The sequence below is a fragment of the Agrobacterium tumefaciens genome, assembly GCF_031801495.1.
GTDB classification, from domain to species: Bacteria; Pseudomonadota; Alphaproteobacteria; order Rhizobiales; family Rhizobiaceae; genus Agrobacterium; species Agrobacterium tumefaciens_K.
Genome location: NZ_JAOEGC010000001.1, coordinates 1998551 through 2016013 on the forward strand (window position 1 = coordinate 1998551; position 17463 = coordinate 2016013).

The following is a 17463-nucleotide window of genomic DNA, read 5'->3' on the forward strand; positions in this document are numbered from 1 at the left end:
GCGAAACAGTTGATTCGGTTCGGTTTTCATCCGGGGGAAGTGGTCGGAGGAATATGCGTGCTACCGGACTTTCGCCTTTTTCCGCAGGCATTCCGACAGGTTAAATGCCGGAATCCAGAAGATCTAGAAAAGAGAACACGACGATGAGCCAGTCCCCGCACGCTTCCATAGCCCGTAATACGCCTAATATCGCCGTTGTCGGCGTTGGCGGCGGCGGTGGAAACGCTATCAACAACATGATCGCCGAAGGCATTGGCGGCGTCGATTTCATCGCGGCTAATACGGATGCGCAGGCGCTGAAGAAAACCAATGCACCGCGTCTGGTCCAGCTCAGCTCGGAGCTGACGGGTGGTCTGGGCGCTGGTGCGGATCCTCAGGTCGGACGGCAGGCGGCGATCGATTCCCTCGATGAGATCATGGATCACCTGAGCGGTTACGACATGTGCTTCATCACCGCGGGCATGGGGGGCGGCACCGGCACGGGTGCAGCGCCGGTCATTGCGGAGGCCTGCCGGGCGAAGAACATCCTGACGGTCGGCGTCGTGACCTTGCCTTTCAGCTTCGAGGGCGCGCGGCGCATGCGGGCGGGAGAGCAGGGCTTTGCCAACCTCCTTAACACCGCGGATACCGTCATCGTCATTCCGAACCAGAACCTGCTGCGCATTGCTGACGCGGGAACGACGTTCGAAAACGCGCTGAAGACTGCAGACAAGGTTCTGTCGCTGGGTGTTCGCTGCATTACCGATCTCATTTTGCGCGAAGGCCTGGTCAATCTCGATTTCGCCGATGTCCGGTACGTCATGAAGAATGGCGGGCGTGCGCTGATGGGGACCGCCATGGCCAAGGGCGAGAAGCGCGCCTCGGAAGCTGCCGCCGCCGCCATCGCCAATCCGCTGCTGGGCGAGCCGTCGCTGAAGGAAGCACGCGGTGCGCTGGTGTCGATTTCCGGCGGCAACGATCTGACGCTCTATGAGATCGATGAAGCCATGACGCTGGTGCGTGAAGCCGTCAGCGAAGAGACGGATGTCGTGATGGGCGCATCCTTCGATCCGTCGCTCGATGGCGGTTTCAAGATCTCCGTCGTCGCGACGGGTCTGAGGAACTGATCCTGATCGCAGGCAATTTTACGAACTGAAGCGAGCCGTCGCGGATCATTTCGCGGCGGCTTTTTTGTTTCTTCCGCACGAATGTTTCGCGATAAGCCGTGGAGGGTGCTTTCGCAGCGTTGATCGAAAAAAAATATAGTCGTACTCTTTATGTCGACAAGAGGGATGTGATGATGAACGATACAATTGCTTCTGCCGAGCGCAAGCGCGGCTCTGGCGTCAAGATGGTCTATGATCTGCTGCGCGATGAAATCCTCGATCTGGTTCTGCCGCCGGGCAGTCCCATCGATGAGGTGCAGCTTGCGGAACGGTTCAAGATGTCGCGAACCCCCATTCGCGAGGCGCTGGTCAGGCTTTCTGGCGAGGGCTTGATCGACACGCTGCCGAACCGGTCGACCATGGTGTCGAACATCGACTTCCTCAACATGCATACCTATTTCGACGCGCTCGTGCTGATGTACCGCGTCACGACGCAGCTTGCGGCGCAGTATCATCGCCCGGAAGATCTTGTCGGGATCCGGGCGCATCAGGCGGAATTCGCCATTGCCGTCGAGAAGCAGGATGCGCTGGCAATGATCTCCACCAATGCAGCACTTCACCTTGCCATCGCCGAAGCCGGTCGCAATCCCTATTTCATCAGCCTGTTCAAGCGACTGCTGGACGAGGGGCGCCGTATCTTGCGTCTTTATTATCAGTCGTACGAAGATCGTCTGCCACAGCGTTTCGTTGACGATCATGATGAAATGATCGCTGCGATCGCGGCGCGGGACATCGCGCTTTCGGAAAAGCTCGCCCGTGAACATGCGGAGCAGATCGTGCGTCAGGTGCAGAAACTGCTCGTGCGGGAAGAGCGTCTGGAAATAAGTCTCTAGCCTGTCGATTTCTTGTCGACAAATAAAATACAAGACGATAATGTGTCCTTCGAGAGGGTGGCGCGAGCCTGCGTCCATTCCTAGAAAAATGTCCATGAGGAGCTTGTAATGACCGCCAGCATTTTCTCCGGTGTGATCCCTGCGCTGATGACGCCCTGCAAGGAAGACCGCACCCCTGATTTCGACGCTCTTGTCCGCAAGGGCAAGGAACTGATCGCGGACGGCATGTCTGCCGTGGTCTATTGCGGCTCGATGGGTGACTGGCCGCTCCTGACGGACGCGCAGCGCATGGAAGGCGTCGAGCGTCTGGTCAAGGCCGGCGTTCCGGTCATCGTCGGCACGGGCGCGGTCAACACGGCCTCCGCCGTCGCGCATGCCGCCCATGCCCAGAAGGTTGGTGCAAAGGGTCTGATGGTCATTCCGCGCGTCCTGTCCCGCGGTTCGGTCATCGCTGCCCAGAAGGCGCATTTCAAGGCTATCCTGTCGGCAGCGCCCGATATCCCCGCGGTCATCTACAACAGCCCTTATTACGGCTTTGCCACGCGCGCCGATCTCTTCTTCGCGCTGCGTGCGGAGCACAAGAACCTCCTCGGCTTCAAGGAGTTCGGCGGTCCGGCGGATATGCGTTACGCCGCTGAAAACATCACCAGCCGCGATGATGAGGTCACACTGATGATCGGCGTCGATACGGCCGTGTTCCATGGCTTCGTCAACTGCGGTGCAACCGGCGCCATTACCGGTATCGGCAACGTTCTGCCGAAGGAAGTCATCCACCTGTGCAACCTGTCGCAGGCCGCTGTGAAGGGTGATGCGGATGCCCGCGCCCGGGCGCTAGAACTGGAACAGGCGCTTGCCGTGCTGTCCTCCTTCGACGAAGGCCCGGACCTCGTTCTCTACTTCAAGCACATGATGGTGCTGAAGGGCGACAAGGAATACACGCTGCACTTCAACGAGACGGATGTTCTTTCCGACAGCCAGCGCGGTTATGTCGAAGCCCAGTTCAAGCTGTTCAACAGCTGGTACGCCGACTGGAGCAAGCAGCCGGGCGCCGTGCAGACCTGCAAGGCTGCCTGAGCCATCGCTGACGTGAAAATGGAGGCCCGCATCGCGGGCCTTTATGCTGGCGTAAAGAAGGCGCGTAAACCTTTCCTCAAGGGCGAGGATGAGGTTGAGCACTCCAAGAGGCCGTGCCTCAACCAAAAGCCCCGCTTTCGCGGGGCTTTTCCTTTTGACAGGGTTCGATGTGGTCAGGAAACCGCATCCAGTCCCTTTTCCATAAGGTTGTTCAATCCGGCCATTTCCGCGGCCGTCAGCGCGATGCCTTCGCTTTCGGATTTGGCGCGGGCGGCAAAGCGACGTCCCGACGGTAGGCGGGCACCCTGGCCTACAATCGCCTCGAACAGCACTTCGGCGCGCTGGAAGGGGTCGCCGGGACGGCCCTTGGCGAAGGCTTCCGGTGAGAAGGCGATGATCAGTTCGCCGTGGAATGGCGCGAGCGTCGTTGTTCCAAGATAATCCAGCACCTCTGGGCTTGTCAGGTCGCCGATCATGATCCCGGCGAGCAGCTCGATCATCGTGCCGATGGCCGAACCCTTGTGTCCGCCGAAGGGCAGCATGGCACCAGCGAGCGCTGCGTCCGGATCGGTGGTCGGATTGCCGTCCGCATCGATTGCCCAGCCGTCCGGCAGAGGTTTCCCGGCGCGCCGGTGAAGCTCGATTTCGCCACGCGCAGCAACCGAGGTGGCGAAGTCGAAGACATATGGCGCCGCATCCTTGCGCGGCCAGCCGAAGGCGAAGGGGTTGGTGCCGAGCAGTGGCTTGTTGCCACCGGTTGGCGCAACGGTGGCGTAGCTCGGGCACATGACCAGACCGGCAAGGCCATTGTCTGTCAGTCCCTCGACTTCTGGCCAGAGTGCCGAAAAATGCGTGCAGTCGTTGATGACGAGGGCGGCAAGGCCGAGCTTGCGGGCGCGTTCCACCAGAACCGGCAGCCCAAGTTCGAATGCCGGATTGGCGAAGCCGCCCGCAGCATCGACCTTGACGATAGCCGAAGCCTCATCGGCAATGATCGCGGGCAGGGCGTCTGCCTTTACTTTACCTGCCTTGACGGTGCGCAACGCCCCCTCGATTCGGTAGATGCCGTGTGATTTGCAGGCATCGCGCTCGCCTGCCACGATAACTCTTGCAAGCGCTCCAGCCTGAACCGGGTTCAATCCGGCCTTGTGGAAAATGGCCTCGACCCGTTCTGCGAGTTCGGCGACGGTAAGAAGTGTCGTGTCGTTCATGTGTACCCCTGGAGTAGCGTGCTTTGTTGCTGAATACATAAAGTATACAAAGCGGAAGTCGATGCAACTTCCGTTTTTATTGACGTAGCTGGAAAGGCTGTTCCCATGTCCATTTCCCGGCTTCCGATGGCGACAGTCTGCGTCTCTCGGTCAGAGTGCCAACCTAGAAGAACGGTGCTTGTTATCAATCAGTTAATGCGAATTAGCTGATACGCGGCAACGATGTAGGTCGCCTCTAAAAAAATTCTTTTTGTATACGTTTTGTATTTTTATGTTGATTTCTAATTTTCTTGAGGAAATAGTGACCTCGCCTTCAAGGGCAGACCAATTGCTGGGAGCAAATCAAGAATGACAAAAACGGTCCTTTTCGCCGGCCTTCTGGCCGCCGCATCCGCTATGACTCCGGCCAAGGCCGACAAGCTGGACGACATCATTTCCTCGGGAACGCTGCGCTGCGCGGTGGTGCTGGATTTCCCGCCCATGGGTTCGCGCGATGCGAACAACAACCCTGAAGGTTTCGATGTCGATTACTGCAACGATCTTGCCAAGGCGCTCGGCGTTACGGCTGAAATCGTCGAAACTCCGTTCCCGGAGCGTATTCCTGCTTTGATGTCCGGCCGCGTCGATGTTGGCGTTGCATCCACGTCGGACACGCTAGAGCGTGCAAAGACGGTTGGCATGACCGTGCCTTACTTCGCCTTTGAAATGGCTGTGACGGCGAACGAAAAGTCTGGCATCAAGTCCTTCGAGGACATGAAGGGCAAGACTGTCGGTGCTACGGCCGGCACGTTCGAAGCCATCGCGCTCGAAAAGACCGTCAAGGAATGGGGCGTCGGCGAGTTCCGTCCTTATCAGACCCAGGCAGATGTCTTCCTGGCGCTCAGCCAGGGCCAGATCGACGCAACCGTCTCGACCTCGACCGTTGCGCAGTCCAACGTCAAGAGCGGCAAGTTTGGCGGCATTTCCGTTGTCGGCAAGGCTCCCTATGACATCGACTATGTTGCACTGTTCACCAACCGCGAAGAATACGGCCTTATCAACTACCTGAACCTGTTCATCAACCAGCAGGTCCGCACCGGCCGTTATGCCGAACTCTACGAAAAGTGGGTTGGCGGCGAGGTTCCTTCGCTTGCGGTCAACGGCGTCTATCGCTGATCAGAACTTTTCGAAAACGGCGCGGTCACATTGATCGCGCCGTTGATCGTTTCTGAAAGGTGAGACAGTTATGTTCAACTACACGTTCCACTGGAACCAGGCGCTGAAGGCTCTGCCGCAGCTTCTGGACGGTGCGGTGGTGACGCTCCAGATCGCGATCCTGTCGATGGTGATCGGTCTGGCATGCGCGATCCTGCTGACGCTGTTCAGGCTTTCGGGCAACCGCCTTCTCGGAGCATTTGCCTCCGTCTGGGTCGAGGTCGCCCGAAACACACCGGCCCTGTTCCAGATTTACATGGCGCATTTCGGCCTTGGCAATTTCGGCATCCACCTCAGCCCCTATACGGCGCTTCTGGTTGGTATCGCCTTCAACAACGCCGGTTATCTGGCGGAGAACTTCCGCGGCGCGCTGAAAGCCATTCCCGATACGCAGACCCGTTCCGGCCGCTCGCTGGGCATGACGTCGATGCAGACCTTCCGTCTCATCATTGTGCCGCAGATGCTGCGCGTCGCCTTCCTGCCTGCCACGAACCAGATGGTCTGGGCCATTCTCATGACCTCGCTTGGCGTCACCGTGGGTATGAACACGGATCTGGCCGGTGTCACGCAGGCTCTGAATGCCCGTTCGTTCCGTACCTTCGAATTCTTTGCGCTTGCCGCGGTCATCTATTACGTGATCGCCAAGATCGTCACGCTTGCCGCACGCCTGCTGGCATGGCGTCTGTTCCGTTACTGAGAGAGGTGAGCCATGTTTGAAACCGCTCTCACCTGGAGTGATCTCGCCTTTCTTGCCAAGGGCGCTGGCATGACACTTGCCGTTACGGCAATTGCCGTTACGGCAGGCACCGTCATGGGGATCATCTTCGGTATCATCCGCTTCCAGCTCGGCGCTTACTGGTCGCTGCCTCTGACGTTCGTGCTGGATATCTTCCGTTCGGTGCCGCTGCTCATACAGCTTGTCCTTGGCAACGCACTGCAGTCGATCATGAAGCTCGGCTGGCCGCCCTTCACGACGTCCTGTGTCGTGCTGTCGCTCTATACGGCGGCCTATTGCACGGAGATCGTGCGTGGCGGCATCGGCGCGGTACCGTCCAACACCCGGCGTGCCTGCCGTTCGCTTGGCATGACGTGGTCGCAGGACATGCGCTACATCGTGCTGCCGCTCGCCACCCGCGTTTCGCTTCCGTCGTGGATCGGCCTGACGCTCGGCGTCATGAAGGATTCTGCGCTGGTTCTGTGGCTCGGCCTCATCGAGCTTCTGCGGGCGTCGCAGATCCTCGTGACCCGCCTGCAGGAGCCGCTGACGATCCTCATGATTTGCGGCGCCATCTACTTCATCATCAGCTTCCCCATCGCCCGGTTCGGCGGGTATCTCGAAAGACGGTGGTCCCCCAATGATTGAGATCGAAAACGTCCGCAAATCCTTCGGCCCGCTGGAGGTTCTTAAAGGGATCAACCTCACCGTCAGCAAGGGTGAGGTGGTTACCATCATCGGCGGTTCGGGTTCCGGCAAGTCGACGCTGCTGACCTGCATCAACGGCCTCGAGCCGATCGACAGCGGCAGGATCGTCATCGATGGCACCGAGGTTCACGCCAGGTCGACGGACCTCAACAAGCTGCGCCGCAAGGTCGGCATCGTTTTCCAGCAGTGGAACGCCTTTCCGCATCTGACGGTGCTGGAAAACGTCATGCTGGCGCCGCGCAAGGTTCTTGGTCTTTCGAAGGAACAGGCCGAGGAAATCGCCGTCAGGCAGCTTACCCACGTCGGCCTTGGCGAGAAGCTCAAGGTTTATCCGAGCCGCATGTCCGGTGGTCAGCAACAGCGTATGGCCATCGCCCGCGCTCTCGCCATGTCGCCGGAATACATGCTGTTCGACGAAGTGACTTCGGCGCTCGATCCGATGCTCGTCGGCGAAGTGCTCGACACGCTGAAAATGCTGGCGGAAGAGGGCATGACGATGATCTGCGTCACCCACGAAATGGCCTTCGCCCGCGATGTGTCCAACCGCGTCGCCTTCTTCCATCAGGGCGTGATGGCTGAAATCGGCACGCCGGAGCAGCTTTTCGGCGCACCGCAACAGGCCGAAACGCAGAAGTTCCTGGCGAGCGTTCGATAATGTCCAACCCCGATGTCATCGTCATTGGGGCTGGCGTCGTTGGCCTGTCGTCGGCGATTGCCGCGCAGGCCCGCGGCCTGTCGGTCATGGTTGTCGACCGGGAAGGCCCGGCGGCGGGCGCATCGGCTGGCAACGCCGGAGCGTTCGCCTTCACCGATATCCTGCCGCTTGCCTCTCCGGGCATTCTCTGGAAAGCGCCGAAGTGGCTTCTCGATCCGCTCGGGCCACTAAGCGTGCCGCCAGCCTATGCGCTGAAAATCGCGCCATGGATGTTCAAATTCTGGCGGGCCTGCGCCGCCTCGCGTGTCGAGCACTCGGTCGCTGCCCAGACGGCGCTGATGGATCTGTCTAAGGCAGAGCTGGAGCCGTTTCTGAAAAAGACCGATACGATTGCCATGCTGCGCAAGGAAGGCAACCTTCAGGTCTATGAAAGCGAGGCGGAATTCGAAGCCTCGCTTTCGGGTTGGAAGGCACGTGAACGGCACGGCATCGAATTCCGGCATCTCAATGCCGAGCAGATGGCGGATATACAGCCGGGCATCGCGCCGCGCTTCATCAGCGGCACGTTTACACCAGGCTGGTATTCCATCGCTGATCCCAAACTCTACACCCTTGCGCTGGCGGAGCATTTCCGGGCCTTGGGTGGAATGATCGAGCGGCTGGACGTCGCCTCGCTGCGTGTTCTCGACGATGGCGTCGAGGTATCGTGCCACGATGGACGCAGCCGCAAGGGCGGCAGGGTCGTGGTTGCGGCAGGTGCTTTTTCGCACCGTATCGCCGGTTCGCTCGGTGAAAAAATCCCGCTCGAAACCGAACGGGGGTATAATACCACATTGCCTGCGGGCGCGTTCGATCTGCGTACGCAGGTCACGTTCGGCGGTCACGGCTTTGTCGTCACGCGTCTTACGAGCGGCATTCGCGTCGGCGGTGCGGTGGAACTCGGCGGGCTTGAGCTGCCAGCGAATTTCGCCCGCTCCGAGGCGCTTCTGAGAAAGGCGCAGGCGTTCCTGCCCGGCCTGAAGGCCGAAGGCGGAAAGCAGTGGATGGGCTTTCGCCCATCCTTGCCCGACAGTCTTCCGGCCATCGGCCGTGCGCGGCATTCGGCGCGGGTGGTCTATGCCTTCGGACACGGCCATCTCGGTCTGACGCAATCTGCGGGAACGGCACGCCTCGTTGCCGATCTCCTGACCGGGCAGAAACCGCCGGTTGATCTGGGAGCGTTTTCGCCACAACGTTTTTGACAGGAGCCTTCGATGTTTTCGCCTGCTTCGAACAATGTCGCCGCGCAGAGTATCCTGCCCGGCACGGCTGAAGGACCGGTCATCGCCACCAGCGAAGCGCTGAGCTTCTGGGGCGGTGTCGATCCCGCCACCGGCAACGTCATCGATGTACATCATCCGCTGCACGGGCGCTGTCTGACCGGCGGCGTTCTGTTCATGCCGTCTAGCCGCGGTTCGTGCACCGGGTCGGGCGTGCTGCTCGACCTCATCCTGACTGGCCGCGCGCCCGCCGCTCTGGTGTTCTGCGAGGCCGAGGACGTGCTGACGCTCGGAGCGCTGATCGCTGCTGAAATGTTCGGCAAGCCCTTGCCGGTGCTGCGCCTCGATGCGGAAAACTTTGCGACGCTTTCTTCCGCCCCGGACATTCGCGTCGACGCGACGGCCATCGAAGGCGGCGGTCTGCGACTGCCGTTACAGCCGCCTGCCACCGCGCATCTCGACCTCAACGATAACGACCGGGCCATGCTTGAGGGACGCGATGGCATAGCCGTTCGTCAGGCGATGGGCATCATCGTCGCCATGGCCGCTCAGCAGGGAGCGTCGTCGCTTGTCGATGTCACGCAGGGCCACATCGACGGCTGCATTTATGCCAGCCCAGCCAATCTCACCTTTGCGGAAAAGATGGCGGAGATGGGCGCGAAGGTTCGCGTACCGACGACCATGAACGCCATTTCGGTCGACAAGGCCAACTGGCAGGCGCAGGGCGTGCCGGACGATTTCGGCGACCCGGCGGCCCGGCTAGCAGATGCTTACGTGCGCATGGGCTGTCGCCCGACGTTTACTTGTTCGCCCTACCTGCTCGAGAGTGCTCCGAAGATGGGTGAGGCCATTGGCTGGGCGGAATCGAATGCCGTCATCTTCGCCAATACCGTGCTTGGCGCCCGTACCGCCAAACACCCGGATTTTCTCGATCTCTGCATTGCGCTCACCGGTCGCGCCCCGCTTTCCGGCGTCTATCTGGAAGACAACCGCCGCCCGCAACGCATCATCGATGTCGAACTGCCGCAGGGCATCGATGACGCCTTCTGGCCGCTCGTCGGATATCTCGCCGGTAAGGCCGCCTCAGACTGCATTCCGTTGCTGCGTGGGCTTGGGTCAGGTCAGCCGTCGCGGGATGACCTGAAGGCGCTCTGCGCCGCCTTCGGCACCACATCTGCCGCACCCATGCTGCATATCGAAGGCGTGACGCCGGAGGCGGCACTGGAGCCCGTTTCATCCGCCGACACCGTGCGGATCACCCGCGCCGATATGGCTGGCGGCTGGTCGTTGCTGAACGAGGGTCCGGATGAGGTGCAGCTTGTCGCCATCGGCAGCCCGCACGCCTCGCTGGCGGAATGTCACGCGCTGGCTGGCGCTCTGGCCGGGCGGAAGCGTCATCCGCAGGTTGCCGTCATCGTCACCGCCGGGCAGCAGGTCATCGATGCGGCACGTGAAGACGGCACCTTGCAGAGCCTGCATGACAGCGGCGTTCAGGTCCTGCCGGATCTCTGCTGGTGCTCGATTTCCGAGCCGGTTTTCCCAACGAAGACCCGCGCCTTGATGACCAATTCGGGCAAATACGCCCATTATGGCCCCGGCCTCAGCGGTCGCGCCGTCCGTTTCGGCAGCCTTGCCCAATGCGTCGATGCGGCCTTGACCGGCCGCGCAACGTCCCGCCTTCCATCCTGGCTTTCATAAGGATCTATTCATGCGCAGTATCAAGACCGTACACGTCATTTCCGCCCATGCGGAAGGCGAGGTGGGAGACGTGATCGTCGGTGGTGTGCAGCCGCCGCCCGGTGACACGATCTGGGAGCAGAGCCGCTTCATCGCCCGCGATGAGACGTTGCGCAATTTCGTCCTGAACGAACCGCGCGGCGGCGTGTTCCGCCACGTCAACCTGCTCGTCCCGCCGAAGCACCCGCAGGCGGATGCCGCCTTCATCATCATGGAGCCGGAGGATACCCCGCCCATGTCCGGTTCCAACTCCATCTGCGTTTCTACCGTATTGCTGGATGGCGGCATCGTGCCGATGCAGGAGCCGGAAACCCATATGCTGCTGGAAGCGCCGGGCGGGCTGGTGAAGGTTCGTGCAGAGTGCAGAAACGGCAAGGCGGAGCGTATTTTCGTGCAGAACCTGCCAAGCTTTGCCGAGCGGCTGGATGCGACGCTGGAGGTCGAGGGGCTGGGCACCTTGACCGTCGATACCGCCTATGGCGGCGACAGCTTCGTCATCGTTGATGCCGAGGCGATGGGCTTCAGCCTGAAGCCGGACGAGGCGCATGATATCGCCCGACTTGGCGTGCGGATTACCAACGCGGCCAATCAGGCGCTGGGTTTCAACCATCCGGAAAATCCGGACTGGCGGCATTTTTCCTTCTGCCTGTTTGCCGGTCGCGTCGAGCGCACGGACGAAGGGCTTCGCGCTGGCGCCGCCGTAGCCATCCAGCCGGGCAAGGTAGACCGCTCGCCAACCGGTACGGCGCTTTCAGCGCGAATGGCCGTTCTGCACGCGCGCGGCGAAATGCAACAGGGTGAGACGCTGACGGCAGTATCGTTGATCGGCTCAACCTTTACCGGCCGGATTCTGGGTGAGACGAAGGTCGGTGACCGACCGGCGGTCCTGCCGGAAATCTCCGGGCGCGGCTGGATCACCGGCATTCACCAGCACATGCTCGATCCGTCCGATCCATGGCCGCAAGGTTATCGTCTGACGGATACGTGGGGTGCGCGGTAACGACCGTAAAAACGCTTTCGGGCGCCAACTTCCTCTCATTCCTGTGCTCGTCACAGGAATGAAGCAGGGAGTACCTCATGTCTGGCTGATCAGCCGCCTAAGCGTTTTGTCGTCTCGCGCACGATCAGCTCGAAACCAACGTCGACGCGGGCGTTTTCCGGGGTAGGGGCGCCTTTTTCCGCTTCCAGTATGGAAAGCAGCAGTTCGCCCGCCTTGCGGCCGATCATCTGCGCATCGACGCGGATCGTCGACATTGCCGGATAACATTGGCGGCCGATATCGAAGTCCCCGAAACCGAGAATGGAGAGATCATCGGGAACCCGTATGCTGCGTCGATGACATTCCATCAGCGCCCCCACGGCGGAAATATCCGACACCGCGAAGACGGCTTCTATATCAGGGGCTTTTTCCAGAAGGACGCCGAGTGTTTTCCCGCCGTGATCGTATGAAACCGGGGCGTGGCCTTCGCGGGTGATGAACTCATCGGAAAGGCCAGCCTCCCGAAGGGCTGCGCCGAAGCCGAGAAGACGGCTTTCACCACGCCAGTCCTTCACGTCGGCATCTGCCCGGGAACCGAGCGCGCCGATGCGCGTGAAACCGAGTGACATCAGATATTTGGCCGCCGTTCTTCCCACCTCATAGTTGGAAAAGCCGACGGCATGGTCGATCGGGTGTTCCGGCACGTCCCAGATCTCCACGATCGGGATCCCCGCCCGCACCAGCACCTCGCTTGCCGCCTTCGTGTGGACGGTTCCGGCAACGACGATGGCGTCGGGACGACGCTCCATCATGGTCTTGATGACCCGTTCCTCTTCCTGCAGATCGTACATCGTGTAACCGATCAGCAGCTGGTAGTCGGCCGCCCGCAGGGCGTTCGCCAACCCCTGTGCGCTGTCTGCAAAGTTGGAGTTGGTCAGTGTCGGCAGAATGGCGGTGATGAAGTTCGTGCGGCGGGATGAGAGCGAACCGGCAATCCTGTCCGGTACATAGCCCAGCTTTTCAATGGCCTTCATCACCTTCTGGCGGGTTTCTTCCGAAACAAGCGAAGGGTCGGCCAGAACGCGGGACACGGTCATTTTCGAGACGCCCGCAAGTTTGGAGACGTCGTTCATCGTTGCTTTTTTGGATGCGACTGTCGCAGCGGCCAAGGGCGTGTGCTCCACCAAGGCATGTCTCCCGAAAGGTAAAACCGGTTCCGGTTCAAGACATACCGAAGACAAGGGGGAAAAGCACGTGGCGTCAGCGCGGGCAAACGCAACGTGCACCGGATTTTATGCGACCCTGCTATAAACGAGGTGGTAGAAACGCCCGTCGCACATGCTCATCATCTCATCGGTCAATACGCGGCCTTCCAGGCGCACCGGCGATACCAGCGCTTCTTCCACGGCCTCCATCGAGGGGTAGTCGATTTCCTGTACCATGATGATCGGCGCGGCATCCGGGTCCGTGCGTTGCGTGCGCATGACCCTCACGGCCTGCGCGTTCGGCATGCGTTTCCACACAGGCAGAAGCCGTTCCTCCACGATCCTGAAAAACTCCTCTTCCCGTCCGGGGTGGATCGTTCCTTCGAAAATGGCTGAGCGCGTAAACATGATTGTCCTCCCGAAAATGCTCCGAACAAAATGGATATGGAGTTCGGACTTGCAATGATACCGATAACATGCATTATTGCTCCTGCCAAGAATGTGAAGAGGTGTCGAGCGGAGGAAAATCGATATCTCGCCAAAATAGGCGGAAAATCAGGGAAAATTCCCCGTTTTTATGTCTTTTCGCGATCTTGGTAGGAGTTTTGGGCAAACACCGTTCCGATGTTATCGAGAACATTATGTTTGCTTTGGTTCGCTGTGCCGCCTCTGGATAGGTGGTGTTGTCAGGGTTGGAGGAGAAACCATGAGCATATCGAGATTTCTGAGAAACGTGACTGTCGCCGTTGGTGTTGCGGCGGCCTCGCTTGCCGCAACGACGTCGGCCCATGCCGTGTCGATCGCCGACATCATGTCGCGAGGAAAGGTGAAGATCGGCGTTCTGACCGGCGCGCCGCCCATGGGCATGGTGGATGAGAAGGGCAATCCGTCGGGTTATGATGTCGACGTTGCCAACCTTATCGGCACCTACCTCAATCTGCCGGTAGAACTCGTTCCGCTGACGCCGCCCGCGCGTATCCCGGCTCTTCAGACAGGCAAGGTGGATTTCCTCGTCGCAACGCTGGCGCCGACCGGCGAACGGGCGAAGACCGTCATGTTCACGCAGCCCTATAGCGCCTTCAACATGGATATCATTTCCGCTGGCGGCCAGAAATTCGAAAACCTCGAAAGCCTGAAGGGCAAGCGCGTCTCGGTCAACCGTGGTTCCTCGCAGGAAACGGCGCTGCGCAAGGCAAACATCGAAGGACTTGAAGTCGTTGTTTATGAAGACGACTCCACAAGTGCGCAGGCGCTGATTGCCGGCCAGGTCGATGCGGTGGCGCTTCCCTCCACCGTTGGCGAAGCCATCATCAAGCAGCGTCCGGAAGCTGGCCTTCAGGTCGGTTTCACCTTCTTCCAGCAGGGCAATTCCATGGCGACCAAGCTTGAGGACTTCGAGCTACGCCAGTGGCTCAACACCTCGATCTATCTCATGAAAATGTCGGGCGATCTCGACCGGATCTCGACCAAATGGACCGGCCGTCCGATGCCACAGTTGCCGAGCTTCTGATTGAGCCTTTCAGCGTGCCCGCCGGGACTCGGTTTCGGCGGGCCGGGAAATGTCAACGGAGTGGTGCATGTCCTATACGTTTCAATTCGGCGCTCTCGCCCAGTATCAGAACGAACTGCTGAGCGGCATATGGTTGACGATCAGGCTTTCGGTCCTGTCCATCATCCTCGGCTGTGCGTTCGGTATTCTTCTCGCATCCCTGCGCTCCATCAATGGCGGTATTGTTCGCATCATCGTCGACGCTTACGTCGAGATCATTCGCAATACGCCGTTTCTGGTGCAGCTTTTCATCGTCTATTTCGGTTTACCGGGCCTTGGGTTACGCGTTGGTGCGGATACCGCGGCCCTGATCGGCATGACGATCAATCTCGCCGCCTATTCAACGGAAATCATCCGTGCTGGCATCGAGGCGGTGCACAAGTCGCAGATCGAGGCCGGTGAGGCACTCGGTTTCACGAGATTTCAGATCTATCGCCATGTCATCATCGTACCGGCAATTGCCAAGGTCTATCCGTCCCTGTGCAGCCAGTTCGTGCTGATGATGCTGGCATCCAGTATCTGCTCGGCCATTTCCACGCATGAGCTTGCCGCAGCGGCCGCCTTCGTGGAATCGCAGACCTACCGCTCCTTCGAGGTCTACATTGTCGTCACGCTCATTTATCTCGCGCTGGCGCTCTGCCTGCGTGCCATCCTTGCCGTGGTCGGCATGTGGCTGTTCGGCCGCCGCGTTGCCCGCAAGACGATGACCGCTCTGCCGGAGGTACAGTCATGACACTCAGAACATTCGGCTGGAGCGAATTCGGCTTCCTGTTGACGGCCCTGCAATGGACCGTGCTTCTGACGATCCTAGCGCTCGTAGGGGGCGGCATCGTCGGTTTCCTAATCGCACTGGCCCGTACCTCTGATATCAAGGCGCTGCGCATCGCCGCAGGCACCTATATCCAGATCATCCAGGGCATTCCCGTGCTGATGATCCTGTTCCTGTCCTATTACGGCCTCAGCCTTGCAGGACTGGAATTGCCCCCGCTTTTTGCCGCAGGCGCGTCGATGACGGTCTATGCCTCCGGTTATCTCGCGGAAATCTGGCGCGGCTGTATCCAGGCTGTCCCAAAACAGCAGTGGGAAGCCTCGGAATCGCTTGCGATGACCCGTGCGCAGCAATACCGCTACGTCATCCTGCCGCAGGCCATGCGTATTTCCCTGCCTCCGACTGTTGGCTTCGCCGTTCAGGTCGTCAAGAATACCTCCATCGCCTCGATCATCGGTTTCGTCGAGCTGGCGCGGGCGGGGCAGCTTATCAACAATGCCACGTTCCAACCGTTCCGTGTCTTCGTTGCCGTTGCGGCTCTCTATTTCATTGTCTGCTACCCGTTGTCCCAGCTGTCGCGTTGGCTGGAAAGGAGGCTTCATGCCGGAAGTAATCGTTGAGAACGTTCACAAGAGCTTCGGCGCTCTCGAAGTCCTGAAAGGCGTATCGCTGACCGTCGGTCGCGGTGAGGTCTTCGCCCTCATCGGCCGCTCGGGGTCGGGAAAAAGCACGCTGCTGCGCTGCATGAACGGGCTGGAAAAGATCAATTCCGGCCGTATCGAGATCGCCGGCCATGCCCTCGGCGGCGATGCGAAATCGCTGCGCAAGCTTCGCACCGATGTCGGTATCGTGTTCCAGAGCTACAATCTTTTTCCGCATCTCACGGTCGGAGAAAACATCATGCTGGCACCACGCATCGTCAAGGATGTCGCGAAGTCGGAAACGCAGTCCATCGCGCGTGAGGTTCTGCAACTGGTCGGGCTATCGGAGAAGTTCGATTCCTACCCGGACCAGCTTTCCGGCGGCCAGCAGCAACGCGTGGCGATTGCCCGCTCTCTCGCCATGCGGCCGAAAGTCATGCTGTTCGACGAAGTGACCTCTGCGCTCGATCCGGAACTGACCGAGGAAGTGCTGACGGTCATGGAAAACCTTGCCAAAGACGGCATGACGATGATCCTCGTCACTCACGAAATGGGCTTTGCGCGCCGCGTGGCGACCCAGACCATCTTCATGCACCAGGGCAAGATCTGGGAACATGGGCCGTCCGCCGAACTCTTCGCCAACCCGCAAACGCCGGAACTCCGGCAATTCGTCAAGTCCGATGTGAAATAGTTCGTCGGCGCAAAAGGAAAACTGATGACCACCGAAATACTGCAACTGTGCCCGCTCATCCCGGCGCTGGAACAAGAACTGGCCGAACGCTTCACCGTGCATCGTTATTTCGAAGCGGCGGACAAGGCGGCGTTTCTGGCCGAAAAGGGTTCGTCTGTGCGCGGCATCGTGACCGGGGGGCATATCGGTCTACCGGCCGACATCGGCGCTGGCTTGCCCAATCTTGAGATCGTTGCCATCAACGGCGTCGGTTTCGACAAGGTTGACCTTGCTGAAGCCAAAAAGCGCGGTTTCCGTGTTTCCAACACGCCGGACGTGCTGACCGCCGATGTCGCCGATCTGGCGCTTGGCCTTATTCTTTCCCAGGCGCGACAGCTGCCTCGCGCCGACCAGCACGTGCGCACCGGTCAATGGCTGAAAGGTGACATGGGGCTTGCGACGCGTGTCGCCGGCCGTCGCTACGGCATTTTCGGCCTCGGCCGCATCGGCCAGGCGATTGCCAAACGACTGGAGGGCTTCGACGCCCACATCTCCTATGCCGCCAGAACCCAACGCGATGTGCCGTATGACTATTACGACAGCATCGAAAAGCTGGCTGGAAACTGCGACGTGCTGGTGATTGCCGCCGCTGCGACCGCAGATACCCGCCACATCGTCAATGCGGATGTCCTGAAGGCACTCGGCCCGCAGGGTGTGCTGGTCAACGTGGCGCGTGGCTCGCTGGTCGATGAAAAGGCGCTTGTCGAGGCGCTGAAGAACGGCGCGATCAGCGGCGCGGCGCTCGACGTGTTCGAGGATGAACCGCGCGTGCCGGAAGCGCTGTTTGCATTCGAAAATGTCGTGCTTGCCCCGCATGTCGGTAGCGGCACGCATCAGACACGCCGTGCCATGGCCGATCTTGTACTTGCCAATCTCGACGCGCATTTTGCGGGCAAGCCTATACCCACGCCGGTCGTGTGATGTCGATGTTGCGGCAGGGCCGGATCCTGCCGCAATACCCGCTATTGTTGCCCGCGGTTCTGGTGGCAACTGCAAATTATCGCGCCATATGCCCTGCAAATTGATGGCGCCTGTTCACGTTTACATAATATCTGTATC

At 60.0% G+C, this 17463-nt stretch carries 18 protein-coding genes; 15 read left to right on the plus strand and 3 right to left on the minus strand.

The window, feature by feature from the left end:
• Positions 1 to 143: 143 nt before the first annotated feature.
• From ftsZ to N7578_RS09205, 3 genes are all read left to right on the plus strand, one after another.
• On the plus strand, positions 144 to 1106 hold the full coding sequence (ftsZ, locus tag N7578_RS09195) for a cell division protein FtsZ (RefSeq protein WP_311109966.1): 963 nt from the start codon (positions 144 to 146) through the stop codon (positions 1104 to 1106).
• A 173-nt stretch (positions 1107 to 1279) separates the two neighbouring features.
• Entirely contained in the window at positions 1280 to 1978 is a 699-nt protein-coding gene (locus tag N7578_RS09200) for a GntR family transcriptional regulator (protein WP_311109967.1), read from the plus strand.
• 108 nt (positions 1979 to 2086) lie between these two features.
• Positions 2087 to 3052 carry a dihydrodipicolinate synthase family protein gene (locus N7578_RS09205; RefSeq protein ID WP_311109968.1) on the plus strand — a complete coding sequence of 322 codons (966 nt, stop codon included), beginning with the start codon at positions 2087 to 2089 and terminating at the stop codon, positions 3050 to 3052.
• A gap of 173 nt (positions 3053 to 3225) precedes the next feature.
• On the opposite strand, the gene N7578_RS09210 is transcribed toward N7578_RS09205, so the two are convergent.
• The gene (locus tag N7578_RS09210) at positions 3226 to 4263 is read right to left on the minus strand and encodes an Ldh family oxidoreductase (protein ID WP_311109969.1); all 1038 of its coding nucleotides are present in this window, start codon (positions 4261 to 4263) and stop codon (positions 3226 to 3228) included.
• A 348-nt stretch (positions 4264 to 4611) separates the two neighbouring features.
• On the opposite strand from N7578_RS09210, the gene N7578_RS09215 reads away from it, so the two are divergent.
• The 7 genes from N7578_RS09215 to N7578_RS09245 all read left to right on the plus strand — a co-directional run bounded on the left by N7578_RS09215 (position 4612) and on the right by N7578_RS09245 (position 11531).
• A complete protein-coding gene (locus N7578_RS09215; RefSeq protein ID WP_311109970.1) occupies positions 4612 to 5418 on the plus strand; it encodes a transporter substrate-binding domain-containing protein in 807 nt (268 codons plus the stop codon).
• Positions 5419 to 5488: 70 nt separating this feature from the next.
• Positions 5489 to 6154, plus strand: a complete 666-nt coding sequence (locus tag N7578_RS09220) for an amino acid ABC transporter permease (RefSeq protein WP_311109971.1) — start codon at positions 5489 to 5491, stop codon at positions 6152 to 6154.
• 12 nt (positions 6155 to 6166) lie between these two features.
• Complete coding sequence (locus N7578_RS09225) at positions 6167 to 6820, plus strand: amino acid ABC transporter permease (RefSeq protein WP_311109972.1); 654 nt, start codon at positions 6167 to 6169, stop codon at positions 6818 to 6820.
• On the plus strand, positions 6813 to 7535 hold the full coding sequence (locus N7578_RS09230; protein WP_311109973.1) for an amino acid ABC transporter ATP-binding protein: 723 nt from the start codon (positions 6813 to 6815) through the stop codon (positions 7533 to 7535). The genes N7578_RS09225 and N7578_RS09230 overlap by 8 nt, the downstream gene beginning before the upstream one ends.
• The gene (locus N7578_RS09235) at positions 7535 to 8776 is read left to right on the plus strand and encodes an FAD-dependent oxidoreductase (RefSeq protein WP_311109974.1); all 1242 of its coding nucleotides are present in this window, start codon (positions 7535 to 7537) and stop codon (positions 8774 to 8776) included. The genes N7578_RS09230 and N7578_RS09235 overlap by 1 nt, the downstream gene beginning before the upstream one ends.
• Positions 8777 to 8788: 12 nt before the next feature.
• Positions 8789 to 10492 (plus strand): aconitase X, encoded by a 1704-nt coding sequence (locus tag N7578_RS09240; protein ID WP_311109975.1) that lies wholly within the window; start codon positions 8789 to 8791, stop codon positions 10490 to 10492.
• A gap of 10 nt (positions 10493 to 10502) precedes the next feature.
• Positions 10503 to 11531: a trans-3-hydroxy-L-proline dehydratase gene (locus tag N7578_RS09245; protein WP_311109976.1), complete on the plus strand. Its 1029-nt coding sequence runs from the start codon at positions 10503 to 10505 to the stop codon at positions 11529 to 11531.
• 89 nt (positions 11532 to 11620) lie between these two features.
• Here the strand turns inward: N7578_RS09245 and N7578_RS09250 are convergent, their stop codons facing one another.
• Both N7578_RS09250 and N7578_RS09255 read right to left on the minus strand, forming a co-directional pair.
• Complete coding sequence (locus N7578_RS09250) at positions 11621 to 12643, minus strand: LacI family DNA-binding transcriptional regulator (RefSeq protein ID WP_311110100.1); 1023 nt, start codon at positions 12641 to 12643, stop codon at positions 11621 to 11623.
• A 159-nt stretch (positions 12644 to 12802) separates the two neighbouring features.
• On the minus strand, positions 12803 to 13123 hold the full coding sequence (locus N7578_RS09255; RefSeq protein ID WP_311109977.1) for a hypothetical protein: 321 nt from the start codon (positions 13121 to 13123) through the stop codon (positions 12803 to 12805).
• A 298-nt stretch (positions 13124 to 13421) separates the two neighbouring features.
• Between N7578_RS09255 and N7578_RS09260 the strand changes: the two genes are divergently transcribed.
• The 5 genes from N7578_RS09260 (at position 13422) to N7578_RS09280 (ending at position 17325) form a co-directional block, all read left to right on the plus strand.
• Entirely contained in the window at positions 13422 to 14225 is an 804-nt protein-coding gene (locus N7578_RS09260; protein ID WP_311109978.1) for a transporter substrate-binding domain-containing protein, read from the plus strand.
• A gap of 67 nt (positions 14226 to 14292) precedes the next feature.
• A complete protein-coding gene (locus N7578_RS09265; RefSeq protein WP_311109979.1) occupies positions 14293 to 14997 on the plus strand; it encodes an amino acid ABC transporter permease in 705 nt (234 codons plus the stop codon).
• On the plus strand, positions 14994 to 15653 hold the full coding sequence (locus tag N7578_RS09270) for an amino acid ABC transporter permease (protein WP_311109980.1): 660 nt from the start codon (positions 14994 to 14996) through the stop codon (positions 15651 to 15653). The genes N7578_RS09265 and N7578_RS09270 overlap by 4 nt, the downstream gene beginning before the upstream one ends.
• Positions 15634 to 16365: an amino acid ABC transporter ATP-binding protein gene (locus N7578_RS09275; RefSeq protein WP_311109981.1), complete on the plus strand. Its 732-nt coding sequence runs from the start codon at positions 15634 to 15636 to the stop codon at positions 16363 to 16365. The genes N7578_RS09270 and N7578_RS09275 overlap by 20 nt, the downstream gene beginning before the upstream one ends.
• 24 nt (positions 16366 to 16389) lie before the next feature.
• Complete coding sequence (locus tag N7578_RS09280) at positions 16390 to 17325, plus strand: 2-hydroxyacid dehydrogenase (protein WP_311109982.1); 936 nt, start codon at positions 16390 to 16392, stop codon at positions 17323 to 17325.
• Positions 17326 to 17463: the final 138 nt, after the last annotated feature.